18 protein-coding genes and 2 tRNA genes are annotated in these 25,661 nt (G+C 27.5%); 6 read left to right on the forward strand and 14 right to left on the reverse strand.

The genetic code is table 11. The features are described from left to right. The first annotated feature begins 23 nt into the window (after nt 1-23). Nucleotides 24-95: transfer RNA gene (locus BBIDN127_RS03120), tRNA-Asn, on the forward strand. Here the strand turns inward: BBIDN127_RS03120 and rnmV are convergent. Beyond that, on the reverse strand, nt 77-622 hold the full coding sequence (rnmV, locus tag BBIDN127_RS07225; protein WP_014023841.1) for a ribonuclease M5: 546 nt from the start codon (nt 620-622) through the stop codon (nt 77-79). The two genes, BBIDN127_RS03120 and rnmV, sit on opposite strands and share 19 nt — an antisense overlap. Before the next feature lie 2 nt (nt 623-624). Beyond that, nucleotides 625-1,896, reverse strand: a complete 1,272-nt coding sequence (locus BBIDN127_RS03130) for a M18 family aminopeptidase (RefSeq protein WP_014023842.1) — start codon at nt 1,894-1,896, stop codon at nt 625-627. A gap of 80 nt (nt 1,897-1,976) precedes the next feature. Between BBIDN127_RS03130 and BBIDN127_RS03135 the strand changes: the two genes are divergently transcribed. Then, nucleotides 1,977-2,702, forward strand: a complete 726-nt coding sequence (locus tag BBIDN127_RS03135; protein WP_014023843.1) for a hypothetical protein — start codon at nt 1,977-1,979, stop codon at nt 2,700-2,702. 20 nt (nt 2,703-2,722) lie between these two features. Here the strand turns inward: BBIDN127_RS03135 and BBIDN127_RS03140 are convergent, their stop codons facing one another. Further along, a complete protein-coding gene (locus BBIDN127_RS03140; RefSeq protein ID WP_014023844.1) occupies nt 2,723-4,591 on the reverse strand; it encodes a fructose-specific PTS transporter subunit EIIC in 1,869 nt (622 codons plus the stop codon). Between the two features lie 90 nt (nt 4,592-4,681). Here BBIDN127_RS03140 and pfkB point away from each other — a divergent pair, with 90 nt between their 5' ends. Next, nucleotides 4,682-5,605, forward strand: coding sequence for a 1-phosphofructokinase (gene pfkB, locus BBIDN127_RS03145; RefSeq protein WP_014023845.1), 924 nt, complete (start codon nt 4,682-4,684; stop codon nt 5,603-5,605). A gap of 74 nt (nt 5,606-5,679) precedes the next feature. Here the strand turns inward: pfkB and BBIDN127_RS03150 are convergent, their stop codons facing one another. The 6 genes from BBIDN127_RS03150 to BBIDN127_RS03175 all read right to left on the reverse strand — a co-directional run bounded on the left by BBIDN127_RS03150 (nt 5,680) and on the right by BBIDN127_RS03175 (nt 16,301). Then, nucleotides 5,680-6,003 carry a hypothetical protein gene (locus tag BBIDN127_RS03150; RefSeq protein ID WP_014023846.1) on the reverse strand — a complete coding sequence of 108 codons (324 nt, stop codon included), beginning with the start codon at nt 6,001-6,003 and terminating at the stop codon, nt 5,680-5,682. Between the two features lie 151 nt (nt 6,004-6,154). Further along, nucleotides 6,155-6,228: transfer RNA gene (locus tag BBIDN127_RS03155), tRNA-Asp, on the reverse strand. A 37-nt stretch (nt 6,229-6,265) separates the two neighbouring features. Beyond that, nucleotides 6,266-8,101: an exodeoxyribonuclease V subunit alpha gene (gene recD / locus BBIDN127_RS03160; protein ID WP_014023847.1), complete on the reverse strand. Its 1,836-nt coding sequence runs from the start codon at nt 8,099-8,101 to the stop codon at nt 6,266-6,268. Next, nucleotides 8,098-11,607, reverse strand: coding sequence for an exodeoxyribonuclease V subunit beta (gene recB / locus BBIDN127_RS03165; RefSeq protein WP_014023848.1), 3,510 nt, complete (start codon nt 11,605-11,607; stop codon nt 8,098-8,100). The genes recD and recB overlap by 4 nt, the downstream gene beginning before the upstream one ends. Nucleotides 11,608-11,612: 5 nt before the next feature. Then, nucleotides 11,613-14,852, reverse strand: a complete 3,240-nt coding sequence (locus BBIDN127_RS03170; RefSeq protein WP_014023849.1) for an exodeoxyribonuclease V subunit gamma — start codon at nt 14,850-14,852, stop codon at nt 11,613-11,615. A gap of 3 nt (nt 14,853-14,855) precedes the next feature. Continuing rightward, complete coding sequence (locus BBIDN127_RS03175) at nt 14,856-16,301, reverse strand: nicotinate phosphoribosyltransferase (RefSeq protein WP_014023850.1); 1,446 nt, start codon at nt 16,299-16,301, stop codon at nt 14,856-14,858. Between the two features lie 127 nt (nt 16,302-16,428). Here BBIDN127_RS03175 and zwf point away from each other — a divergent pair, with 127 nt between their 5' ends. From zwf to BBIDN127_RS03190, 3 genes are all read left to right on the forward strand, one after another. Further along, the gene (gene zwf, locus BBIDN127_RS03180; protein ID WP_014023851.1) at nt 16,429-17,865 is read left to right on the forward strand and encodes a glucose-6-phosphate dehydrogenase; all 1,437 of its coding nucleotides are present in this window, start codon (nt 16,429-16,431) and stop codon (nt 17,863-17,865) included. A 317-nt stretch (nt 17,866-18,182) separates the two neighbouring features. Then, the gene (locus tag BBIDN127_RS03185) at nt 18,183-19,526 is read left to right on the forward strand and encodes a Na+/H+ antiporter NhaC family protein (RefSeq protein ID WP_014023852.1); all 1,344 of its coding nucleotides are present in this window, start codon (nt 18,183-18,185) and stop codon (nt 19,524-19,526) included. A 101-nt stretch (nt 19,527-19,627) separates the two neighbouring features. Continuing rightward, nucleotides 19,628-20,983 (forward strand): Na+/H+ antiporter NhaC family protein, encoded by a 1,356-nt coding sequence (locus BBIDN127_RS03190; protein WP_014023853.1) that lies wholly within the window; start codon nt 19,628-19,630, stop codon nt 20,981-20,983. A gap of 45 nt (nt 20,984-21,028) precedes the next feature. Here the strand turns inward: BBIDN127_RS03190 and BBIDN127_RS03195 are convergent, their stop codons facing one another. From BBIDN127_RS03195 to ylqF, 5 genes are all read right to left on the reverse strand, one after another. Beyond that, nucleotides 21,029-22,075, reverse strand: coding sequence for an ABC transporter substrate-binding protein (locus tag BBIDN127_RS03195; RefSeq protein ID WP_014023854.1), 1,047 nt, complete (start codon nt 22,073-22,075; stop codon nt 21,029-21,031). Between the two features lie 18 nt (nt 22,076-22,093). After that, entirely contained in the window at nt 22,094-22,885 is a 792-nt protein-coding gene (locus BBIDN127_RS03200; RefSeq protein WP_014023855.1) for an ABC transporter permease, read from the reverse strand. 3 nt (nt 22,886-22,888) lie between these two features. Further along, nucleotides 22,889-23,692, reverse strand: coding sequence for an ABC transporter permease (locus BBIDN127_RS03205; RefSeq protein WP_014023856.1), 804 nt, complete (start codon nt 23,690-23,692; stop codon nt 22,889-22,891). A 5-nt stretch (nt 23,693-23,697) separates the two neighbouring features. Further along, on the reverse strand, nt 23,698-24,741 hold the full coding sequence (locus BBIDN127_RS03210; RefSeq protein ID WP_014023857.1) for an ABC transporter ATP-binding protein: 1,044 nt from the start codon (nt 24,739-24,741) through the stop codon (nt 23,698-23,700). Nucleotides 24,742-24,818: 77 nt separating this feature from the next. Further along, nucleotides 24,819-25,658 carry a ribosome biogenesis GTPase YlqF gene (gene ylqF / locus BBIDN127_RS03215; protein WP_044054970.1) on the reverse strand — a complete coding sequence of 280 codons (840 nt, stop codon included), beginning with the start codon at nt 25,656-25,658 and terminating at the stop codon, nt 24,819-24,821. Between the last annotated feature and the right edge of the window lie 3 nt (nt 25,659-25,661).

Here is a 25,661-nt window from a genome sequence, read left to right on the forward strand (position 1 = left end):
GATAATATTTTTAGTGTTCAATTTCCCCTATAGCTCAGTGGTAGAGCGGGTGGCTGTTAACCACTAGGTCGGAGGTTCAAGTCCTTCTGGGGGAGTTAATTAGCGTCAATTGTTTTTTTAGGTCTGTTTTTGTTATTTTGAAGTAATTAAGTCTTTCTAAGAGTTTTTTACTATTTCCATGTCCTAAACAAAGGCGTTTTTGTATTTTTTGTTTATTTTCTTTTGAGTTTTCTCCTATTATGCCAAGTTCTAGCAAATCACTTAATGTTAATAAATCTTTTTGATTATCTTTAGATAAAGTTCCAACCCTTTTAAGTATCTTTATTATTTCTGCTTTATTTACTGATTCAACTTCGGTGTTTTTACTATTAAGATACGCATGTTTGATTTTATTATTTTCTCCCAGATGTTTGACTATTTTTTGTCTAATAATATTCCCAGATTTATCGCTGTCTGTTAAGATTATTATTCCTTTGTATTTTAAGGCTTTTTTTAATAATTCAATAGTTTCAATTTTTAAAGCAAATCCTTTTGTTTCTATTACTGTGCAGTCAAAAGATTCTTTGATTCTTTTAAGATCATCTTTTCCCTCAACTACAATTATTTCTTTTATTTTTTCCAATTTTAAATTCCTTTTTCAAAGAAAGCCCTTAGTAATTTAATTGCCTCTATGTGGTCAGCTATTGATACTGTTTCACGCAGGGAATGCATTGCCCACATTGGTGTTCCAATGTCAATAGTTTCTATTCCTGTTCTTGCATTTGAGATTGGACCAATTGTTGTACCTGAAGGAACATTTGCTTTCATTATTATTTCTTGAATCTTAATATTATTTTTAATAGCCAAATTTTTTAATTTTGCAAATCCTGTTGAAGTTGTTGCATATCTGAAATTGGCACTATTTTTTACAACCATGCCCCTTCCCAGAGTTGCTTGGTAGTTTGGATCATGTTTGGATGTATATCCCGGATGAATGCCGTGAACGCTGTCAATTGAGATGTTAAATGATTTGCTTGTTTTTATTAAATGCTCTTCTCTGGTTAAATTAAGAGCAAGATCGATTCTTTCTAAAACTTCTGATAAAAAATTTGAATCAGCGCCTCTTGAGGTTAAAGATCCTATCTCTTCGTTGTCAAAAAATACAGCTATTTTATTTTTATCATTGTTTGTATGAACATAAGAATTCATGATTGCATGGCATCCCGATTTGTTGTCAAGGTTTTTAGAAGCCAAAAATTCTCCTTCAGTTCCTATTATTTTGGAAGGTTGTGATTCTGTAAATATTAGATCACAAGATAGAAAATTTTTATGTTCTATTCCAAGTTGTTCTAATATATTATCTTTTATTGGTTTTTTTGTGCTGCTTATTATTGTTAAATTGTCATGAGCATTATATTTAAATCCTTCGTTAATTTGTCGGTTTAAATGTATTGCAAGGTTTGGAATGATTCCTATGTTTTCGATATTGATTAATTTTGAATCAATATGCTCATTTTTTTTAAAATATACAATTCCTGCTAAGCTTAAGTCTCTGTCAATCCAAGTAGAAATTATTGGACTACCATAAACTTCAATATGGTTGTAAAATACCCCACTTGTTTTTTCTGTTGCATCTATTTTTAATTTTAATCCCGGACTGTCTGTGTGTGCTGTTGCTATTAGAAACGGCTCATATTTTTTTTCAACATCAATATTAAAGGCAATAAGGCTAGTTCCTTCTTTTTTTATGTAATATGATCCTGTTTCGATTTTCCATTTTTCTTCAAGTTTTAATTGTTGTGCATTAAAATAATTTATTAATTTCTCTTCAATATAGTTTACTAGGTGATAAGGGGTAGGGCTATTGTCTAGCAGGCTTTGAAAAAATTTTGGTTCTAGTGTTTCATCGTGCACCATAGGCGGTCTCCTTTAATTTTATTGCTTTATAGCTATATATTCTATTATAATAGTTTTTAACTGTTAGTTAGGAGTTTGTTATGAGAAAATGTTTTATTAGCCTGAGTTTATCGATTATTTTTTTTGCTTGTAGCTCTAATGTTGAAATTGAGTTAAATGATGATATTAGTGGCATTGTTTCAATATTTGTTAATGTTAATAGAGAATTTGAGAAAATTAGAAAAGAACTCTTAACAACTTTAGTTGGAGAAGAAATTGCAAATATGCCTCTTTTCCCTGTAGATGAAATAAAAAAATACTTTAAAAATGGAGGGGAAAAGCTTGGACTTAAGCTTTTGAGCATTAAAATCCAAGGAGATTCTATTAATTTGGTTGTTAAGTTTGATAATTTAATTAAAATTTTAGGCGATTATATGAAAAAAACTGATATATCTGTGTTTAAGATAGAAAAAAAAGATGGTAAAAATATTATTGAACTTGATATTAATTTGGAAAACGCTACTAAGAATATCAATGAAAATAAAGAATATATTAGCGATGCACTTGCTGCTCTTTTGCCATCGGATGAGATTCCAATGTCTGCCAAAGAATATAAAGATGTTTTGGTTTATTTTTTATCGGATTTTACTTCTAAAGCAAGTGAACTTATTGACAATTCAAAACTTAATCTTACAGTGAAGACTTCTAGAAATGTTCAAGAACAATTTGGGTTCAAACAAATTAACTCAAATACACTAAGGTTTGAGATAGACATGGTTAAAGGATTAAGTCTTGAAACACCAATAAAACTTAGATTAGTTTATTGACTAGGTTCAAGAATATAAACTTAATCGTTTATATTCTTATATTCTTTTTTTAAAATTCCTATTAAAACAGCTGTTATAATAGATCCTACTAAAATAGATATTATCCACATTAATGGGTTTACTACTATTGGTAGAATGAATATTCCGCCGTGTGGAGCTATAACTTCTACCTTGAAAAGTGCAGAAACAAATCCTCCTACAGATGAGCCTAGTATGCATGCGAGTATTACCCTTAAAGGATCTGCTGCTGCAAATGGAATTACTCCTTCTGTAATAAAGCATGCTCCTAGAAAATAACAAACCTTTCCGGATTCTCTTTCTTCTTTTGAAAATCTGTTTTTAAATAAACTTGTGGCAAGAGCAATTCCTATAGGAGGTATCATTCCTCCTGCCATTATGCTTGCATGAGGAATATAATTTTTTGCAGTTATCATTGCAATTCCAAATGCATATGCAGCTTTGTTTACAGGTCCTCCCATATCTATTGCCATCATTCCTCCTAGCAAAGCTCCAAGTATTGCCATATTGGTTCCGCTAAGTTGATTTAGCATATCTGTTATTGATTTATTAATAGCAGATATTGGACTAAGCATTGCATATATCAAAATTCCTGAAATTATAACTGATAAAAAAGGATAAGTTAATACCGGATTTATTCCCCTTAAATTGCTAGGAATGATTTTGTCAGATATTTTTTTTACAGTTAGCGTAACGTAGCCTGAAATAAATCCTGCTAAGATACCTCCCAGAAATCCTGCATTTCCATTGCTCATCATCAATCCTGTAATCATTCCAGGTGCAAGTCCTGGTCTTTCTGCTATGCTAAATGAAATATAGCCAGCAAGTATTGGGATCATTAAAGCAAATGCGCTTCCACCGCCGATTTGCATCAGAATATCTGCTATTTTATTGTAGCTTGGATCGTTTATGTCAAATGCTTTGATTCCAAACATGAATGATATTGCTATTATTATTCCTCCTGAAACTACAAATGGAAGCATAAATGAGACCCCATTCATTAGGTGTTTATAAATTCCGGTTCTTTTGGTTTGTTTTTGGAGAGTTTCAGCGGATGTGTTTGTGTTCCCTTTGTAGATTTGAGCGTCGTTTTTAAGAATTGTTTGAATAAGCTCTTTTGCTTTGTGTATACCGTCTTTTACTCCCACTTCGATTAAAGGTTTTCCCTTAAATCTTTCTTTGTCGATAGTTTTGCCAGATGCAATAATGATTCCCTTTGCTTTTTTTATTTCTTCTTCTGTTATTGGATTTTCGGTTCCACTAGATCCATTTGTTTCTACTTTTATGTTTATATTTAATTCCAAAGCTGCTTTTTTAAGGCTTTCTGCTGCCATATAGGTATGAGCTATTCCCACAGGGCATGCTGTTACGGCAAGAATGAAATCTTTTTTTGTATTTAAATTCTTAGATTCATTTATATTGCCTTTGTTCATAATTATTTCTAAAAATCTATCTTCATTATTTGTGCTCATAAGTTCATGTCTTAGCAAGTTGTTGCTAAAAGTATTACTTAGGTATGATATAGCTTTTATATGTGCATTGCTTGGAGTTTTTTCAGGTAGCGCCATCATAAAAAACAGTTTTGAAAGCTTTTGATCAGAAGAATTGAAATCAAAACCATCCCCAGTAATTCTTAAAATAGCAATTCCGTGTTTTTTAATGAAATCACCTTTTGCATGAGGCATGGCTATATGTTCTTCAATGCCTGTTCCGTTAATTTCTTCTCTTTTTTTAATTTCTTTTATAAATGCTTCCATGTCATTTAAGTATCCATTTTCATTAAACATGCTAGCCATTTTTCTAATTACATCTTCTTTGCTAGTTGCATTATAATTTAAAACAATTAAGTTTTTTGAAAATAAATTTTGCATAATAATCACCTTTATATATTATATAGTGTATATACATTTATTAAATTTTACTATTTATTTAATTGATTTTATCAATCAAAGGAGATTATCTTGATATATACTTTAACGCTCAATCCTTCTGTGGATTATAAAATAGTTTTAAAAGAATTTCAGGAAGAAAGTCTTAATTATGCTTTAAATAACAATTTTTTTGCTGGCGGTAAGGGAATAAATGTAAGCATTGTTCTTAAAAACTTGGGAAAACCCAACATGGCTTTAGGATTTTTGGGGGGTTTTACGGGTGATTATATAAGATTGTCTCTTGATTCTAAGGGTATAAAAAACGATTTTATTAAAATAAAATATGATACAAGATTAAATATTAAAATGATAGCAAATGGCAGAGAAACAGAAATTAATGCCAATTCTCCAGATATTTCTGAGAATGAATTTGAACTTTTGAAAGATAGACTTAAAAGCTTAACAAGTAATAGTATATTAGTGATGTCAGGAAGTGTTCCCCCAGCTCTTGGTAAGAATGCATACAATGAAATAGCTAATAGCATTTCTAATGATGTTAAGCTTGTCATTGATACTAGTGGCAAGCCTTTGCGAAAAATTCTTAAATTAAATCCCTTTTTAATAAAACCCAATATTTATGAACTTGAGGATCTTTTTAATGTTAAATTTAATTCTACAAAAGAATTGATTAAAATCGGGAGAAATCTTGTAGAAAGCGGGATTCAAAACATTATAATTTCCATGGGAAGTGACGGGGCTATTTTTATTGGTAGTAAAAATGTTGCTTTTAGGGCCTTTGTTCCAAAGATTAATTCTGTTAGCACTATTGGAGCAGGAGACTCTGTGATTGCAGGATTTGTGTATGCTTTTGATAATGGAAGTACTTTAAAAGATTCATTTAAATTTGGTGTTGCAGCTGGTACAGCTACGGCATTAAAAGGCAATCTTTGCGAATTTCAAGATGTTAAAAAGATGCTTTGTGAGATCAGGGTTGAGGATATTTGCACTTCTTAATTTTTTAAATAGAGTTGAAGAATTGATTTTGAAACTTTACTGTAGCTTTTAAAAAGCTACAGTATTTAGTTTACTTAAATTTTTAATTTTGATTTATATAATTTCTTTTTTGCTAGGGCTAATCCTGTAGTAATTACTGCTAGCAATGCAAGTATAGCAGCCATGCTTGTAAAAAAGCCTGTTGTATTTGATTGAGAGATTTTTGCAGCGATTTCTGTAGTTTGCTCATCGCAAATACAATTAACATATCCGCATATTGGGCAAATCTCTTCTACTCCAAATTGGCTTAAGTTCCTATTTGGAATTACATTTTCTTTTGTTGTTGTGTTGGTTTGTGCGAAAACAGATGTTGAAATCAATAGTAAAGTAGTCAAAAATAGACACTTTTGTAGATTCATTTTACATTCTCCTTATAGATTTTATTTTTTTAATTACTTAAATTATAACTTTTAAATTAAAGATTTGTGATTTTTTTATTAAAAAATTTGTTAGAGTATCAATAGATTCCCTAAGAAAAGCTGTTGACACGATAAAATATAAAGTTATCATCGGGAGCGACGGGTCTCGAACCCGCGACCTCCTGCGTGACAGGCAGGCGTTCTAACCATCTGAACTACGCCCCCAAAGCCATTCTTTTAAAAGATTATAGTAGTTTTTAATTTATTTGTCAATTTCTTTAAATGAGTTTACGTGTTCTAGTATTTTTGAATCTCTTTTGCTAGATTTTTTGCTTAGCTTAATAATAGTCTCTTTGTTAGAAATTATTTCTAAGCTGTCCTTGGCCCTTGTTATTGCAGTATACATAAGCTCTTTTGTTAAAAAAGGGTTATTTTCTAATATTACTTTTATATGTTTGTATTCAGATCCTTGGCTTTTGTGTATTGTTGTGGCAAAACTGAATTCATAATTTGTTAGTAAATCTAAATTTATTTTTTTATATTTTTCATCTTTTCTTTGGAATAAAGCATAAAATTTAGAATTTTCATTAAAAATAACACCCCGTTCTCCATTAAATAATTTATTTTTATAGTCAGTTTTAGTTATCATTATTATTTGGCCAATAAAGCTTCCATAGGTCTTTTTTAGGTAAGTTTTTATTATTTCATTTAGTGTCTTAGTTCCAAATTTGCCAAAATTTTTTGAACTTAAAATTATATTTTCAAGTAAAGTTTCAAGTATTATTTCAATTTTTGATTCTTTTAGCAATTTAAGATTAAAAGTGGGTATTTTTTTATATAAATTGTTTGTATATTCTATTAGATCTTTTTTTAAGTTTATTTTTTCTATTTCTTTCAGTTGAATATTTTTATTGTCATTAATGTATTTGCAAATCAAAGTGCTATCTTCTTTGTATATTGCTTTTGAGAGCAAATTTATTTCTTTGTTGCTTCTGAAATTTTCTTTAAGTTCTTCTACATTATCGTTATTTATTTGTTTTATTCCTAAAAGACTTGAATATACATTTCCTTCGTTTACTGATGGGAGTTGATTTTTATCTCCTACCATTATTAACTTAGTGGTTATTGGAGTTGCTTTTAGTAGTTTTAAAAAAGTATATGCGTCTACCATTGAAGCTTCGTCAATTATTATTACGTCAAAATTTAATTGATTTTCTTCATCATATAAATTTTTTTTATTTATAAATTTGATTCCCAATAGTTTTTGGATTGTATTGCATTCTATTTCTAAATTTTTGAATGAATAGTCTATACTTGTTTGCAGTCTTAGGCTGGCTTTTCCTGTGGGGGCTGCAATTGCTACTAATCTTTTTTTTTTATTGTTTAATGTTTTGTTAATTGCTTTTAAGATATAGTTAATAGTTGTAGTTTTGCCTGTTCCGGGGCCTCCGCTTAATAGAAAGAAGTTGCTTTTTAATGCCTTTCTCACTGATGTAATTTGCTCTTTATTTAAATTATTGATATTTAAAGTTGATATTATATTTTGTATTTTATTGTCATTTAATTCATTTTTATGGTTTTCTAATCTTTTTATAATTTGTTTTATTAACTCTTCTTCTTCTCTGTAGTTTTTTTGAGTATAAATGTAGATATTGTTTTCCAAAATTAGGGGAGTTGTAATTTTAAGCTTATTGTTAAATTCCATTAGTATGTTGTTTTTTTTTAAAAGCAAAACCATATTCTTAATAGTTTCTGGATTTCCAAATGTTTCTAACTCTTTTAGCATTTTTATTAATTTGTTGTAACTTTTATTGGTTTTTTCTAGGTTGTCTTTTGTAAATATTATTGTATTTTGAATATCTTTTGCTAATAGATTTATATCAGCTCTTAGGTGGCCTTTATCAAAATAGTTAAATAAAAATATTAAAAATATTGCAATATTTTCATTGTTTGTGAACTTTGCAAGTGTTTGTGCTTTATAACAATTTTTTTTATTGATATTTAAAAGTTCAATTATTTCATAAAGCTTAAGTTCAGGGGTTAAGAATTTTTTGCTTTTATCTTTTAAAAATTCTCTTAATACTAAAAAATCTCTCATAATTGTCTTTTAATGCTTAATTCTAAGATGATTTTATCTAAATCTACGTCGTTAAATTTTGGAAGATTAAAATAAATGCCATTTTCAAATTTTGAATTTAAGCATTCAATATTGTCTTTAAATGCTCTTGTAAAAAGATATATTATTCCACCAAATTTTTGATTATATTCTCTTTTGTTTTTAAATAATATTTTTTTTATTCCAAGAGCATATATTTTATATTGCAAATCATAATATTCCTTTTTTATTGTGTTTTCTAAATTTGTTATAGTATAATCATCCGTATCTTTTCCAAGATAATTTGTTTTGTAATCCAGGATATATATTTTATTATTAGCTTTAAATATGAGATCTACTATTCCTTTTAAATATCCATCACTTAGTTTTATGTGAAGATCTTCAAAGTGTTTGTCAAAAAGATGTTTTTGGTTTTGAAATTCAGAATTTATTTTTATTAAAAATTCCATTTCTTTTTGTAATTCTTCAATATCACATAGTCGAGTATTAATTGCTCTTATATTATAGGTTAGTATGTTATAAATCATTTTAGTTAATGAATTTTGTATCTCTATTGTATTGAGATTTGAGTTAATTTTTTGTATTTGTTTTTCAATAATTCCAATGTTATTTTTTTTAAAATTATCAAATGTATCTTTTGCTGTGCTAAAGACTATTTCTTCCATAGCGGCATGTAAAATGTTCCCGCTGTCTTTTCCTTTAGGCAAAGTCTCTTCTAATCCGGGCTCGTAATCAAGATCTGTTTCTTTTTCGTAGTTAATATTTTTAAAATCATAGTTTTCATAAAATGCCTTATGATGGGCTTGTGCTGTTAAGCTTGAAAAACTAGATGTATATTCTTTTTTAAACATGTTTTTAATTATTGGTTTTGGCGGAATTAATTTTGTATTTACATTTGTAATGCCTTTTCTTTTATTAAATCTCTTTTGACCAATAAATTCATATATGTTAAAGTCTTGTTTAATATCATCGATAGTAAAGATTTTTGCTATTTCTAATAATTTGCTAGTTATGCTATTTGTTTTTGTAATAAAAAGAGTAAATTTAGCTCTTGTTGCTCCCACATAAAATATATTTTTTTCTTCGCTTAGTATTTTTAGTCTTGCATATTTTTTATTTTCTTCCAATTTAAAAAAATCATATTCAATGTTGCCGTCTTTATAAAATTTGTAAAATTGATTTTTTTTTGAAAGAAAATTGCTATTTTCTATTGGAGTTGTATTGATTAAAAATACAATATTCATGCTAAGCCCTTTTGATTTGTGAATTGTCATGAGTTCTATAGATTCATTATCATTGTTTATGCCGTTGGGTTTTTCTTCTATTTCTTCAGGCTCTTCGTTTGTTATTAAGCTTTCTAAAGTAGAGATTAGAGATTGTATGTTTTGTTCTTTATGATATATTTTAGAGATTGTCTCAAGTGTTGTTTCATAGATTTTTAAATTTTCAAGCTTACCTTCTTTAATAAGAAGACCTTTGTAATTTATTTTATTTTTTGCCCATTCAATAATTTTTTGATCTTTGGTGATATTTGCAATTTTGATCCACAAGTTTTTTTCGAATGTGATTTTGTTAATTGCATTTATTAATGTTATTTCATTTTTTTCAAGCAAAGCTGTTATATTTTCAATAAATTCTTCTATAAGGTGAATTTTGTCTTGTTTGATTAAAATTCTTTGCAAATTCCACGGCACATTTAGTATTTTACTGCTTAGAATATAGTTTAGGGTTTTAAAACTTTGTTTTCGGTCTAAGCATTTAATAATATAGAAAATTTCGCTAAATTCTTTGGTTTTTAAAAATTTTTCTTGAGTTTTGTTTGTTTGGATTTGCTCTTTTTTTAATGCTTTATCTATTAAATTGATTTCATTTTTTCCTCTGCAAAGTACTTTAATGTCTTGCATTTCAATATTTCTAATTTTATCATTCTGAGCAATTTTTCCATATGCAAGCAAATATTTTATTGTTAATGCTGTTTTTTGGTAAATGTCTTCTTCGAGTTCTGTATTTGTGGTTATTATATTGATTCCTTCTATTTCTTGTCCGTTGATGAAAATTTTATTATTGTCGTTTTTTTGATTTGGAATTGAATTAGTAAATTCAATTTTTTCAATGTCATCAGCTATTGCATTATTGTATATATTATTAAAAATTTTATTTAAAGGCTCTATGAGTTTTTTGCTTGATCTGTGATTTATTTTTAGTACAATTCTAGCGTCTGCGTTGATTTTATTTTTTATTTCTTTGTTATAAAATGAAATGTCTGCTTTTCTAAAGGAATATATTATCTGTTTTGGATCGGCTATGAATATTAATTTTATTCCTGCTGTTTTTAATATTTTAAATATCTCAATTTGTATTAAGCTTAAATCTTGTGCCTCATCAATTAAAATGATTTTGTATCGATTTTTGATTGCATTTAGAAGTTTTTTGTCTGCTGATTTTAAGTGATTTTTTAAATTTGAAATTATGGAATTTTGATCTATTGTGCTTGTTAATTTAATAGTTTTTTCTAGTTCTTCTTCTATATACTTTAGTATTTTGTATTCAACTTTTAAAACAACATATTGCTTTAAATTGTTTCTATTTTTATTTCTATTGTCTTCTGATTTATATTTTTCGTGTTTAATATTAATTCCTAAGCAGATTAAATCATTTTTAATCTTAAGTTCTTTAGGTGATAATTTAGAATTTTTTTTAGTTTCTTTTTCTAGTAGAGTTGAAAAAAATTTATTTTTCATTAATGTTTCTGATATTTTGAATATGTCGTTTTCTTTAGAGTATTCTATTTCAAGTTTACCAGTTTGAATATGTTTATTATAAAAGCTTAATATTTCATCTTTTGTCATTTTATCCAAATCTTCTATTATTTTGTTGTAATCTTTGATCAGCTCTTCCTTTTTAAGAAGAATGCTTTCAAATGCCGTTTGGGTTTTAAGCCAATCCCCAAGCTCTTGAGTTGTATCTCTTTCGTAAGCTTTTTTTATTTTTAAAACAATCTCTTCTGTTTTTTTAGCATCAGATTTAAATACTTTAAGTTCGTAGTCTTTAATATCAAGAGCTTGAATCAAGCTATCTGATTTTCTTAAAAAGTCGTAAACTATTTCATCTATTTCTTTTGAAAATTTTTCTTTAGGTTTATACTTGGAATAATTTTCTGTTTCAATTTGAAAATTATTTAAGGCATGTAATGCAAATTTATTGATTGTTGATATAAAGAGTTTTTTTGACTGCTCATAAGCTTCTTTTAAAATTTCATTTGTTTTTGAGTTAAGGTAAGTATTTTCTATTACTTTTAGTATTCTTGTGTGCATTTCTTCTGTGGCTTTTTTTGTAAAAGTTAATACCAAGATTTCATTTATGGAGTATAGCTTGGTTTTTATTAAATTTATAACCACATTTTCAAGTATGTGGGTTTTACCAGTGCCTGCCGATGCTTCTATTAATATTGTTGTGTTATTTTTAATTTTTTCTAGGATTTTGTCCATGGATTTTAATTTTTTGTCCTTACAAATTTAATGTAAAATTTTTCTATCAATGTTAGTAAATTTTCGTCTAACTTGAAATCATGAGTGTCTTTAAATCTGTTATAGTAATCGCAGAGTGTTATTTCGCTAGTTTTTAAGAATCTCTCGTGTGCTTTGCTTGTGAAATAAACTTTGGGAGGATTTTTTATCTGCATTTTTATGAAATTTTTAAAACAATTTGAAAAATTATTTTGATTTATTTTTGTTAAAATTTTAATTATCAAGCTTTGGTAAATTGGAGTTGGATAGCTTGATATGTATGCAAATTGCATAAGCATATTTTCAATGTCTTCAATTAATATTTCTTTGTGATGATAACAGATAGTTGTTTTTGCTGTTAAGCTTTCAAGATCAATTTTTATTTCCGTTAATGAATTGAAATTTTGTATTTCTTTTTTTATTAGCAGTCCTGTTATATATAAATCTATTTCATTTTTTATTTTATCCGGGATACTGCGACAGTCTTTTTTTACAAAATTTAAATAAAAATAATCGTTTTCGACTTTATATACATTCTCAATATCTTTTTTTAATTCAAATTCTATATTTTTTTTTTGAAAATTTAGTTTTATTTTTTTACAAAATTTAATTTTGCTTTTTGTCATTGCTGAAAGCTTAAAAAAGCTTTCAGTAGCATTAAATTTTAATTTATTTATTCTTTTTAAGATTTCATTTACAGTCGTTTTTTGATCTATGTTGAAAGGAATGCTTCCTTGTTGTATTTCATATCTAATGTGGTTTTTGATAATTTCTATTGCTATTTTTATATTATCTTTTTTTCCCATTATGTATTCATGAAGTAGTGTTGAATTTTTTATAAGTCTGTAAATAATTTCAATAACACTGAAAATTTGTTCTTCTTGTTTTTCTTTGATTTCATTTTCTAATCTTATGTCTTGTATTTTCACGTTTAAAGTTTTTTCATAAAAATGTTTGTAAGGGTTAGAAAGGGCGTTTTTTAATTCGTATAAATTTAGCTTAATTGGGCTTTCTAGTTTGATTTTATTTTGCTTGAACTTAATCGATTTAGAATTTTGTAGTATTTTTGCAATATTGAAGGCTTCTGGATCATAGTTTATTAAATAATTTTCTTTTGCATCTTTAAAATATGCTAGGTCGTGATTTTCATTTGGATGTTTTTCTATTTTAAAATTTTTTTCATACTTTTGTATGTGTTCAAGTATTTTGTTGATTGTTTTTGATGTATTAATTTCTGGGCTTAAGGTGTCTTGAAATGAGCAGTAAAGGTAAAATTTTTCTGATGTTGCAAAAATCAAATTAAAAAGAGCTGTTATTGTCTCTTTTTCAGTGTTTTCATGTTCATAGTATTCATTTAATAAATTCATATTATCATAATTTATATTGGAGTTGAATTTTTGAAATCCCAAAAAATGAATTTCTTTTTTTTGAAGATATTCTAGTTCTTTGTAATTGGCAATCAATATTCCATTTTTTTTATACATTACTCCGTATTTTTCTTTTTCAATACTTTCTTCAAGCATAATCTTAAAAAGGTAAAATTCAATTTTTATTTCATTAATTTCTTGTAAATAGTTTTTGTAAAGATTGTCATTTAAATCTCTGGGAAAATTTTTAAAGGATTTTATTTTATTTTGCAAATATTCATCGGTTGTATTAAATTCTTCAAGATAAATATATTTTTGAATAAAAATTTCTATGATTTCTGCCCATTCATATACTTTATATGCCTTATTTTTAAAATAGTTTATATCTTCGTACAAACTTTTTACTATTGTTATAAGTTTCATTATTGATTCTTGATCTTGAAATCTTGTGCTTTCTTTTTGAGTTTCTTCTTCGTATTTTTCGTCAAATATTTCAGACATTAAAAATCGATTAAATCCATCTTCCCAAGAGTTTAAAAAGTTTTGATCATAGTTTAAATTTTCTTTGTGGGTGTTGTTTGCGCCAAAACTAATGTTCATTGCATCGCTAAATTCTATTAAATAGTTTAATTCAGATGTTGATATATTAAATTTTTTCATTACTTTGTTGTTGCTTAGCAGATCAAATACTTCTTTTCTACTGAAATTGCTAATTGTTCCGGTTTTTGATATGAAAAGATCCATTAGCCTTTTTAAGGCTATTATGCTTTCTCCTCTTGACAAATTGTTATAACATAGAACGCTGTATTCGATTTCATATTTATTTAGGCACTCTTCTATATATGGCAAATATTCATTAAATTTTTCTTGCAAACAAGTTATTGCTATGTCGCTTAATTTCAGGTTATTTTGTTGCATTGAGTGTATTATTTGATTTGTCAAAATTTCTACTTCGCGTTTTTGATTTTTAGCTTCTATTATTTTAAAGCTATCGTCTAATTTTGAAATTGGAGTTTTTGCCATGATATTATTTTTAATGCTTGTTAAAAAATTTTTACCTTTAAATAATTCAATGTCTACTTTTTCTAAAGCCTGATATTTTATTGGGTTGATTTTTGTTTTTGTTAACAACAATTCTTCAACAAGGGCAGATTCATAGTTGAGCAAATCTTCAAAAATTAACACATGCACTTCAAAATCAAAAATTTTTTCTAAAGAGTTAAGAATTTTTTTCTCAATCTCTCTGTTATTGCCAATAAATATTATTTTTTTAATTTCAATTTTTATATTTTTTGTTGGGTTTTCCTGAATTATTTTTTTATGTAAGTTTAAAATATTTTTTTGCTTTTCAAAGAGTTTTTTAAACAATTCTTTTTGCATATTCTCGTAGGGCTTTAAATTTTCTTCTTGGAATAAAAATCCATTGTCTTCCCAGGTTTCAATTAATTTTGAAAATTTTGAGTAATAATGGTGGAATAAATCTATTATTTTTGATGCAAAAAAGTATCTATTCTTTATTGATTTGAAATCTTTTATGTATTTTAGTTTTTCGGTTTTCAATATGTTATATAAAATGAATTTTTCTGTTTCCAAGTAAAATGAGAAAGTGTTCTCTTTTATGTATTTTTTTATATTAGGATTTTTTAAAGAAATTTCATATATGCTTTTTATAGCATTTTTTTTAATATTTAGATTATAAGAAATCCCATTTAGTTTTGCTATAGTTTTTTTAATTTCTTCTCTTAAGAGATCATTTTTTACTATGATGAGTGTTTCTTTTTTAAAAATATTGTCGTTTTGAGTTAGTTCTTTGATTTTATTATAAATTTTATTTACTTCGTTAGTTTTGTATATATGCATATATTAATTGTTTTTGATATCTTTTATGAGCTTGTTTTTTAACTTTTTTAAGTTTTTACTGATACTTACTTTATATATGTGGGGATTAATTATTCTTCTGTACGTATGTTCAAGTTTGCTTAAGTCAAGCTTGGTTTTATTTCTAATATTGTTTAAGCTAGGCTCATAGCCTTTGCAAAGTTTTCCATTTTCTAAGACCGTGTGAATTAGAAATTCAAAATCGTCATATTGTTTGATGATTTTGAAAATGTTGTCTTGTATTGGATGAAAAACGGTAAATTCTTTTCTTGAATCTAGATGGTCTTTGATTTTATCTTTTTCTTCTTTTAGAAAGATAAAATCAAGGATCATCTGGCCATTTAAATAGATTCTTGCAACTTCTTTTTGCCCAGGCAATGTGGATTTTTCTGTGTTATTTGATATTTTTATTTTTGGTATAAATTTCCCATTTTTTTCTATAGAGATCATTTTGTATACCCCTGAAAGGTTTGGATCTCCTTTTGCTGTAACTAAATTTGTTCCAACGCCCCAAATATCAATTGGAGCATTTATTGAATTTAAGTACATGATAATATTTTCGTCAAGTTCATTAGATGCAATAATTTTTACATGATTTAATCCATTTTGGTTTAATTCTTTTCTTGCGGCTTTACTTAAATATTCAAGATCTCCGCTGTCAATTCTTATTGAAAAATTATTTTCCTCTTCTTGTTTTAATTCTTTAAATATTTTGATGGCATTTTTTAATCCGCTGTTAAGCGTGTCATAAGTATCGATTAGTAAACTTACTTTGTTTGGATATGTTTTTGCATATTCTCTGAATGCTTGTTCTTCGGTTTCAAAGCTCATTACCCAACTATGAGCCATTGTTCCTGTGACTGGTATATTGTATTTATATCCAGCAAGCATATTACTTGTGAAGTCTGCTCCCCCTATGTAGGCGGCCTTGCTGGCAGAAAGTGCTCCATTTATTCCTTGTGCCCTTCTTAGCCCAAGTTCTGCTAAAATTTTTGCACCAGATTCTTTTATTCTAGCGGTTTTTGTTGCTATCAAACTTTCAAAGTTTATTATATTTAAAACTAGTCCTTCTATTAATAATAATTCTATTAAGTGCCCTTCAATCACAACTACTGGGGTATAGGGGAAAACTAGGCGACCTTCTTGTATTGAGTTTATTTTTACGTTTAGTTTGAATTCTTTTAGAAAGTTTAAAAATCGTTTATCTAACATATTAAATCTTTTTAAATATTCAAGCTCATTTTCTCCAAAACGAATATTTTTTAATTCATTAATTAATGTGTGCATTCCAGCTAAAACAATGTATCCATTTTTAAACGGTGTTTTTCTGAAAAATACTTCAAATTTTGCTTTAGGATTAATGCCTTTTGTAAAATAAGCATTCATCATTGAAATTTCATAAAAATCTGTAAATAGTGATAGATTTTTCATTCTCCTTATTATATACTAGTTTTGTTTATAAAAAAATGATATTTAATTTGAGCTTAACTTTTATTGTTGATATTTGTATATCTGGTTTTTCAAAATATAATAAATTGGCCAGATTGGACTAAATTCTATGAAAGAAAAAAGTGTTTCTAATTTTGATATTGTAATTTTTGGAGTTACCGGGAATTTGTCTAGAAAAAAGCTTATTCCTTCGCTGTTTAATTTATTTAAAAATAAATGTATTAGCAATTTTAGGGTTATTGGTTTTTCTCGTAAAATTTTTACAGATAAAGAATTTAGATTGTATATTAAAGATTCTTTATGGCAGGAAGAGACCGATTCGTTGATTGAGATTTTTTTAAATTTTTTTGTTTATGTATTTGGTGATTTTAATGAAAAGGAGCCCTATAAAAATTTATTTAAATTTTTAGATAAAAATAGAGAAACGATATATTATCTTTCGACGTCTCCTACATTTTATGGACCTATAATTAATCATTTGAAAAGGTGTTTTTTAAGCGAAAGATTGACTTTGTCAAAAATAGTTCTTGAGAAGCCTTTTGGTTCTAGTCTTGAAACAGCAAAAAAATTAAATAGCTTGCTTTATTCTGCTTTTAAAGAAGATCAAATCTACAGAATAGATCACTATTTAGGCAAAGAGACGGTTCAAAATATTTTTACATTTAGATTCGGCAATTCTATTTTTGAAAATATTTGGAATAATCGTTATGTGGATTTTGTTCAGATTACGGTAGCAGAAGAATTAGGGCTTGATGGAAGAGTAGAGTATTACGATTCTGTTGGAGCTTTGAAAGATATGGTTCAAAATCATATTTTACAATTGTTAAGCCTTGTTGCAATGGAGTCTCCTATTAAATTTGATTCTCAGTTTATTCATGATGAAAAAGTAAAAGTTTTAAAAAGCTTGAGGAAAATTAGCAAAGAGGATATTAAGAATTGCATTGTTAAGGGTCAATATATAGGTTCAAAAGTTCAAGGGGTTTTTAAAAAAGGCTATAAAGATGAAACAGAATTTTTGGGAAATTCAAATACTGAAACTTATTTAGCTATGAAAGTGTTTATTAATAATTGGCGTTGGTCCGGTGTTCCTTTTTATCTTAGAACTGGCAAAGGTCTTGCTAGGAAATTTTCAGAAATATATATTCAATTTAAAAAACCAAGCTTTACCCTTTTTAACAATAGTTCTGTTGATTTTTCCAATGCTTTAATATTTAGAATTCAGCCAAGGGATGGAATTGAGATTAAATTCAATACTAAGAAGCCCGGATATAATTATGAAATTCAAACTGCTAATATGGAATTTTCATATCATGGAACATTCAAAAGATTGTTTGATGAGGCTTATGAGCGTTTATTGTTAGACGCTTTTTTAGGGGATGGCACTTTGTATGCAACAAGTGATGAGATTGAAAGCTCTTGGGAATTTGTTTCAGATATTTCAAATAAATGGGTAGATATTGAAATTTGTAATTATTTTTATGGCTCTGAAGGGCCAAAAGAGATAGACTCTATTTTAGAAAAAGATCATTTTTGGCGCAAAATTTAATTTTCTAGTTTTTTAAAAGATTTTAAAAGATATTTTATAAATGAGATAAATGAGATAAAATTCTTTATATAATTTATTCCCATTCCTTTTTAGCATTTGCTTTATTTATAATGAGTTTTCTTAGATTTTTATTTCTTGCGACTTAGTAGTAAAGTTTTTGATAAATTTTATTTTTCTTTTTAAATATTTTAAGAGAATTGGGGATTTTTATTCTTGATTTGATTGCAAATTTATGCATCGGTTAATAATTTGCTGTATCATTTAAAAATATAGGTAATCTTTTTTATAAAAACGGTGCTTATATTTAAAGGATGTATATGGAAAATATTGAAGTAAGAGGGCAGCCAAATTTTCTTGGGCTTATTCCTTTTTTTGTTTTTATTATTATCTATTTAGGCACGGGGATTTATTTAGGAGTTGTTGGTGTAGAAATGGCCTTTTACCAGCTGCCGGCCAGTGTTGCAATGTTTTTGGCTTCCATTGTTTGTTTTTTGGTGTTTAAAGGAAAATTTTCCGATAAAATTCACATATTTATTAAAGGGGCTGCTCAGTACGATATTATACTGATGTGTCTTATTTTTATGTTTTCGGGAGCTTTCTCTTCTCTTTGCAAAGAAATGGGCTGTGTTGAAACTGTAGCAAATTTGGGAATTAAATATATTAATCCCAATTGGATTGTTTCTGGTATATTTTTTGTAACCTGCTTTCTCTCTTTTTCTGCTGGTACTTCTGTTGGATCTATTGTTGCAATTGCTCCTATTGCTTTTAATATTGCTGTTAAAAGTGGCATTAATCCGAATTTAATAGCAGCATCTGTAATGTGTGGGGCTATGTTTGGAGACAATCTTTCTTTAATATCAGATACAACGATTGTTTCTAGTCGGACTCAAGGTAGCAATATCTTGGATGTTTTTATTAGTAGCAGTTTTTATGCTTTTCCATCTGCTATACTAACTTTTTTTTCTTTTTTCTTTCTTTCTGAGAATTTGCCCAATACCACAAATTTTTTACATGAAAGTTCAATAGATTTGGTGAAAACTGTGCCTTATTTAATGATTATATTTTTTTCTTTGGCCGGAATGAATGTTTTTATAGTTCTTTTTTTAGGTATTTTTTCTATATGTCTTATTAGCATTTTTTATGGCAATTTATACTTTCTAGATGTAATGAAAAACATTAATAAAGGATTTTTAAATATGGCAGATTTAATTTTTCTCTCAATTTTAACAGGGGGAGTTTCTTTTGCTGTTATTCATAATGGAGGCTTTAAATGGCTACTTATTAAATTAAAATCTTTGATTAGAGGAAAAAGTTCAGCGGAATTTTCTATTGGGGCTTTTGTTTCAATAGTTGATGTTTTTCTTGCTAATAATACAATTGCCATACTTATTTGCGGCAAAGTGGCAAAAAAGATAGCTTTTGAAAATAACATCAGTGTTCAAAGAAGTGCTTCTATTTTAGATATGTTCTCTTGTATTTTCCAAGGCATTATTCCTTATGGTGCTCAAATGATTATTTTAGTAAACTTTTCAAATGGACTTGTGTCGCCAATTAGTGTTTTGCCATTTTTGGTTTATTTTGGATTTTTATTGTTTTTTGTTATTTTATCTATTTTGGGGCTTGATATAAAAAAAGTTTTTTTATTTTTTAAAAAAAAATAAAAATTTTAAGATTTGCATTGTTCAATTTTTTTGATTTTATTTAGAATAAATTGTTCTTAATTATGTGATTTAGGAGGTTAAAATTGGAAAGAGATTTGAAATTGGAAAGTGAAACTAATGTGGTTCCAAATTTTTGGGGACTTATGCCTTTTTTTCTTTTTATAGGGGTTTATATTGGCACAGGACTTGTTCTTTATTTTAATGGTGTAGAAAAAGCATTTTATCAAATGCCCCCTGTAGTTGCTATGTTTATTGCTATTGTTTTGACATTTATTATTTTTAGGGGATCTTTTTTAGCAAAAATGAATAAATTCATTGAAGGGTGCGCTCAACAAGATGTTATTTTTATATCTTTAATATTTATGTTATCCGGTGCTTTTTCCGCTGTTTGTAAAGAAATAGGAAGCGTTGATGCTGTAGTAAATATTGGCCTTAAATATGTCCCATTGAATTTGCTAGTATGCGGCATTTTTTTAATTACTCTTTTTTTATCTTTTTCTACTGGAAGTTTTATGGGGACTGTTGTTGCTGTTGCTCCTATTGCCCTGGAACTTGCAGATAAGGTAAATATTCCTCTTCCATTGATTGCTGGGACTATTCTTAGCGCTGGTGCATTTGGGGACAATATGTCTTTAATATCAGATACCCCGATTATTTCAAGTCATACTCAAAAAGTTAATATTGTTGATGTTTTTAAAAATGGAGCTTTTTATACGTTTCCAGCAGCAATTTTAGCAAGTATTACTTTTGCATTTTTAGGCTCTTATTATTGCAAGGTCGATAGTTTTATTATTGAGCCTGGTGAGATAAATTTTTTTAAAATTATTCCATATATTTTTGTTATGGCTGTTGCAATTTCAGGCTTTGATGTATTTTTAGCCTTGTTTTTGGGTATTGTTGTTGCTGGTATTATTGGAATTTATTACGCAGATGTTACTTTTTTGTTGCTGGCTAAAAAAATCAATGAAGGATTTTTAGGCCTAGGAGAAATGTTTATTCTTGTTATTTCTACAGGTGGAATTTCTTATATGACAATTAAGTATGGGGGGTTTGATTGGTTGCTTTTAAAATTGCAAAAAATGTCAAAGTCTAAGAGAACTTCGGAATTTGTCATTGTTGTTTTGGTTGGCATTTTGACCATGTTTCTTGCAAATAATGGACTTGCTATTTTAATGAGTGGTTCTGTTGTAAGATCAATAACTAAGGATAATAATTTAAACTCAAATCGTATTGCGGCTTTACTTTGTATGTCTTCGTGCTTTTTTTTAAGTATTTTGCCTCATAGTATGCATGTTATAGCTCTTATAGATTTTACAAAAGGTAAGCTTTCTCCTTTTGACATTTTTCCATTTTTAATTTATCAAGGATTTTTGGTATTATTGATTGCTTTGTCTATAATTGGGCTTGATATAAAGTTAGTATTTAAATCTTTTTTAAAAAATAGTCGCGAAACTTAAAAGCTTTAAATTTTAAAGCTTTTAAGTTTTTTTGAATTTAAATATTTAAGAAGATAGATTTAAATATATTTTAAGGATTTCTTCTTTTATTTTTTTAGGTATTTTTTTAAAAATTTCAAATTTGGAAAAATCTTTTGGTATAAATTTTTCTTCTAAATATAATTTCATTTCGGGGTTATTTTTTGCTTCTTCTTCTATTCTTTTTATTACGTTTTTGTTTGGAGAATTATATCTAGTTTCTTTGAAATTTTTGTAAGATGGCTCATTTTCGTATAAAAAGTTTATAAACTTGTAAGCCAAGTTTTTGTTTGGAGCATCAATAGGAATTACAAATGCATCTATCCATAAATTGGTATTTTCTGGGGCATAAAAATCTAAATTTTTGTCTTTTAGCATAGCGCTTTGTGCTTCGCCGCTCCATGTGAGTTGAATAGATGCTTCTCCATTTAGCATTAATGATTTTGCAGGTACATCTGAGAAATATCCGATTAATAGTGGATTTTGGATTTTTAAAAGTTCCCCAGCTTCTTTGATTTTATCTGCATCATATTCATTTATTGAGTATCCAAGTTTTTTTAAAGCAACCCCAATATTGTCTTTAGGGGAATCTAGCATTGTAATTTCTTTTTTATATTTTTTATTAAACAATATGTCAAAACCTTGCATGTCATTTAAATCTATTTTAGTTTTATTGTAAAGTATGCCCATTAATCCCCAGTAGGCTGGTACTGAATAAAGATTACCAGGATCATGTTCTAAATTTGTAAGATTTTGAGTAATATTTTTTGTTACATTTGGCAATTTTGAGTAGTCTAATTTTTCAATTTTGCCTTCATCGATTAATTCTTGGATTAAGTATTCTGATGGGACTATTATATCGTAGTAATTATTTGTGTTGTTAAATTTAGCCATCATTTCTTCATTGTTGTGAAAGATTTCATAATTAATTTTTATATTGTTTTCCTTTTCAAATTGATCTAATAAAGTCTCGTCAATATATTCTGCCCAATTAAATACGTTTAAAGTTATTGTGTCTTTGTTAGTACAAGCAAAAGTTGTAAGAATTGCTATTAATATAAAAATTTTTTTCATAAGTACTCCTTTTTCATTTTAAAGCTCAGCATCTGTTGTTAATTTTTTAATTCCTATAAATTTATTAATAATAAACAAAAGGCTCAATATTGTAAAAAACAATATTGCAGAAATAGCATTTATTACGGGCTTGATGCCTCTTTTTGTTAGCGAGTTTATTAGGATAGATAAATTATTAAATCCTTGCCCAGTAGTGAAAAATGATATTAAAAAATCATCTATTGATAATGTGAAGGCAATAAGAGCTCCGGTTGCTATGCTCCCGACGATTTCTGGATAAATTATATTGAAGAATATCTGAATTTCTGAGGCCCCAAGATCTTTGGCAGCATCAATAATATTGTTGGGAAGAGAATATAATTTGGGCAAAATTATTATTACTACGTATGGTGTTGAAAAAATTATATGTGATATTAGCATTGTGGAAAATCCCAACTGCATTTTTATTGCAGAATAAAATGTCATTAAGCTTATTCCTGTTACGATGTCGGGATTAATTATTGTTATTTTATTTGCCGATAATAATATTGTTTTCAATTTTTTGTTTTCTGATTTATAAATTGCATAAGCACCAATAATTCCAATAACAACAGAGGTCAAAGATGAGATTGTAGCTATTAAAATGGTGTTAAATATTGCGGATTTGATTTGACTTGAGGCAAAAATTTCTTTATACCATTTTAGACTAAATCCTTGCCATATAAATCCACTGTCACCAGAGTTAAAAGAATAAATTATTAAGATTATTATTGGAAGGTAAATAAAGCTGAGTATTAGAAATAAGAAAATGTTTTTAAGGGCCCTAAACATATTTTACTCTCCATTATTTTTTCGCATTAATTTTATTATTATTAAATTAAAAATTAATATTACTAACATTAAAATAAATGAAATTGCAGATCCAGTATTCCAGTCTTCTATAAAGAGAAACTGTTTGCTTATTAGATTTCCTATTAAAATTTGTTTAGAGCCTCCTAGCAAATCTGAAATGATAAATACTGTAATTGAAGGAATAAATACCATAATTATTCCTGTTGCCAGATAAGAGAGCGTTAGAGGTATTTTTATATAAAGTAATATTTGCCACATTCTTGCCCCAAGATCTTGAGCTGCTTCAATGCATTCTGGTTTAATTTTTAAAAGTCCTGTGTATATTGGCAAGATCATGAAAGGTAAAAAATTGTATACCATGCCTATTGTAACAGCCTGTTCATTATAAAGAAGATCTAAAGTTCCAAATCCGATCTTTTCAAATAAGTTGTTTATGAATCCGTTTTTTCCAAGTATTCTCATCCAGGCATAAGTTCTAAGCAATGTATTTATCCACATGGGAAGTATTATCATGATTATTAATTTGTTTTGAGCGCTTTTTTTTGATAATGAAATTAGCCAGGCGGCAGGATAGCCTATTAAAATGCAAAAAATTGTTGCTATTGTTGCGAGTTTTAGACTTCTTGAAAAGATACTAAGATAACTTGGATTTAAAAGCTCAATAAAATTATGGATTGTAAATTCGTGTTTTTCATTTAAAAATCCAAGCAATATTATTATCAGTAAGGGGAAAATACTAAATGTTAATAGGAATATAGAATATATGATTAATATCAATTTTTTCACAACCATTATTCCTTGTGCATAACATGAATGTCATCAGGTTCTAAGAATATGTCAACCTCTTCTCCAACTTTTGTAAGTCTTGTGCTTTGAACTATCCAATTTGTTTTTTGAATTTCTAGAGTCATTTCGTAATGAACCCCTTGAAAAATTGCTGATGTTATGGTTCCACTTAAATGACCTTTTCCTTTTGGAAGCAGTTTTATATCTTCTGGGCGTATTACAAGGTCAACTGCTTCTTCAGCTTCAAACCCCTTGTCAAGGCATTCAAATTCATGACCTAGCAGACTTACAACCAGTTCTTTTTTGTATGTTCCATCAAAAATATTACTTTCTCCGATAAAATCGGCTACAAACTTTGTTTTAGGCTCATTGTAAATTTCCTCAGGCGTTCCTACTTGTAAAATTATTCCTTCATTCATTACAACAATTCTATCGCTCATTGTTAATGCTTCTTCTTGATCATGAGTAACGTATATGAATGTGATTCCAAGTTGACGCTGTATTTTTTTTAATTCTTTTTGCATTTCTTGCCGCATTTTTAAATCAAGCGCAGAAAGTGGTTCATCTAGCAATAAAAGCTTAGGTTCCATTACTATTGCTCTTGCTATTGCAACTCTTTGTTTTTGCCCCCCTGATAGTTCGTTAATATTTCTGTATGCATATTTTGGCATTCCTATCAATGAAAGAGATGTTTTTACTTTTTCTTTGATTATATCTTTTGGTGTTTTTTTCATTCTAAGTCCAAATGAAATATTGTCAAAAACATTCATATGGGGGAAAAGTGCATAATTTTGAAATACAGTATTAATTTCTCTTTTGTTTGGATTGGTTTTAGATATTTCTTTAGAAAAGAAATAAATCTCTCCATTTTGTTGATTTAAAAAACCACCCAATATTTTTATTAATGTTGTTTTTCCACATCCGGATGGGCCTAGTAATGTGATAAACTCATTTTTTTTAATTTTTAAATTTATGTTATCTAAAGTTTTGTTTCCATTGTTATCATAATAATGACTTAGATTTTCAATCTCTAGGATATAATTATCCAACTAATTTCAACCTCCTTATGGCGGTATTAATACAAATCAAGATTATACTTAATATTATTATTTATGTAAATGCTTTTTTAAAAGGTATTATAATTCTTGTCAAGAATTATTTTGCCAAATTTGCCTTCTCTGAATTCTTTGATTAATATTTTTGATGCTTTCTCAAGGTTAAGCTCATTTTTTTTACCGATTAATTTTCTTGCTTTTGCAAAATTTTGTAGAATATCAAGTGAATTTTTATGATATATTTCGTATTTTTTTAGTAAAATGTTTTTATTATTTTGATCCATTATTTCAAGTAAATACAATGCAAGATCTATATTATCTACTATTTCATTTTTGATCATATCCAATATTGCAAGTTTTTTTGCAATCGATTGGTCTACTAGATTATGCCATAAAATTCCTGGCATATCAAAAAGATTGATTTCTTCATTTATTTTTACTATTTGTATATTTTTAGTATATCCAGGTTTATTAGCAACTTTTGCGCTCTTTTTGCCGGATAATAGATTTATTATTGAAGATTTTCCAACATTTGGAACTCCAATAATCAAAACCTTTATTTTTTCTTTATAATTTTTTATCTTTTTAACAATGGCCAATTTTTTAATAATATCTATTATTTGCTTACGCATTCCTTTTTTGTAAATATTGCTTATTATTACAGTATTGCCAAGATTTTCAAAATATTTTTTCCATTTTATAATTTCTGATATTTGAGCAATATCAGATTTGTGTAAAAGAATTATTTTAGCTTGATTTTTAATAATTTTTTCAGTTAATGGATTTTTACTGCTAAATGGAGCTCTAGCATCAAGTATTTCTAGCACAATATTAGCTTTTTGCAAATTATTCTTTATTAGATCTAAAGCTCTTTTCATGTGTCCAGGAAACCAGTTGATTTTATTTGTCATGCC

The sequence above is a fragment of the Borreliella bissettiae DN127 genome, from assembly GCF_000222305.1.
Classification (GTDB): domain Bacteria; phylum Spirochaetota; class Spirochaetia; order Borreliales; family Borreliaceae; genus Borreliella; species Borreliella carolinensis.

Bases quoted from the DNA above. Each gene is read 5' to 3' on its own strand.
- BBIDN127_RS03130 (WP_014023842.1), bottom strand. From the start codon at position 1,896: ATGGTGCACGATGAAACACTAGAACCAAAATTTTTTCAAAGCCTGCTA.
- BBIDN127_RS03135 (WP_014023843.1), top strand. From the start codon at position 1,977: ATGAGAAAATGTTTTATTAGCCTGAGTTTATCGATTATTTTTTTTGCT.
- BBIDN127_RS03140 (WP_014023844.1), bottom strand. From the start codon at position 4,591: ATGCAAAATTTATTTTCAAAAAACTTAATTGTTTTAAATTATAATGCA.
- BBIDN127_RS03150 (WP_014023846.1), bottom strand. From the start codon at position 6,003: ATGAATCTACAAAAGTGTCTATTTTTGACTACTTTACTATTGATTTCA.
- recD (WP_014023847.1), bottom strand. From the start codon at position 8,101: ATGAGAGATTTTTTAGTATTAAGAGAATTTTTAAAAGATAAAAGCAAA.
- recB (WP_014023848.1), bottom strand. From the start codon at position 11,607: ATGGACAAAATCCTAGAAAAAATTAAAAATAACACAACAATATTAATA.
- BBIDN127_RS03170 (WP_014023849.1), bottom strand. From the start codon at position 14,852: ATGCATATATACAAAACTAACGAAGTAAATAAAATTTATAATAAAATC.
- BBIDN127_RS03175 (WP_014023850.1), bottom strand. From the start codon at position 16,301: ATGAAAAATCTATCACTATTTACAGATTTTTATGAAATTTCAATGATG.
- zwf (WP_014023851.1), top strand. From the start codon at position 16,429: ATGAAAGAAAAAAGTGTTTCTAATTTTGATATTGTAATTTTTGGAGTT.
- BBIDN127_RS03185 (WP_014023852.1), top strand. From the start codon at position 18,183: ATGGAAAATATTGAAGTAAGAGGGCAGCCAAATTTTCTTGGGCTTATT.
- BBIDN127_RS03195 (WP_014023854.1), bottom strand. From the start codon at position 22,075: ATGAAAAAAATTTTTATATTAATAGCAATTCTTACAACTTTTGCTTGT.
- BBIDN127_RS03200 (WP_014023855.1), bottom strand. From the start codon at position 22,885: ATGTTTAGGGCCCTTAAAAACATTTTCTTATTTCTAATACTCAGCTTT.
- ylqF (WP_044054970.1), bottom strand. From the start codon at position 25,658: ATGACAAATAAAATCAACTGGTTTCCTGGACACATGAAAAGAGCTTTA.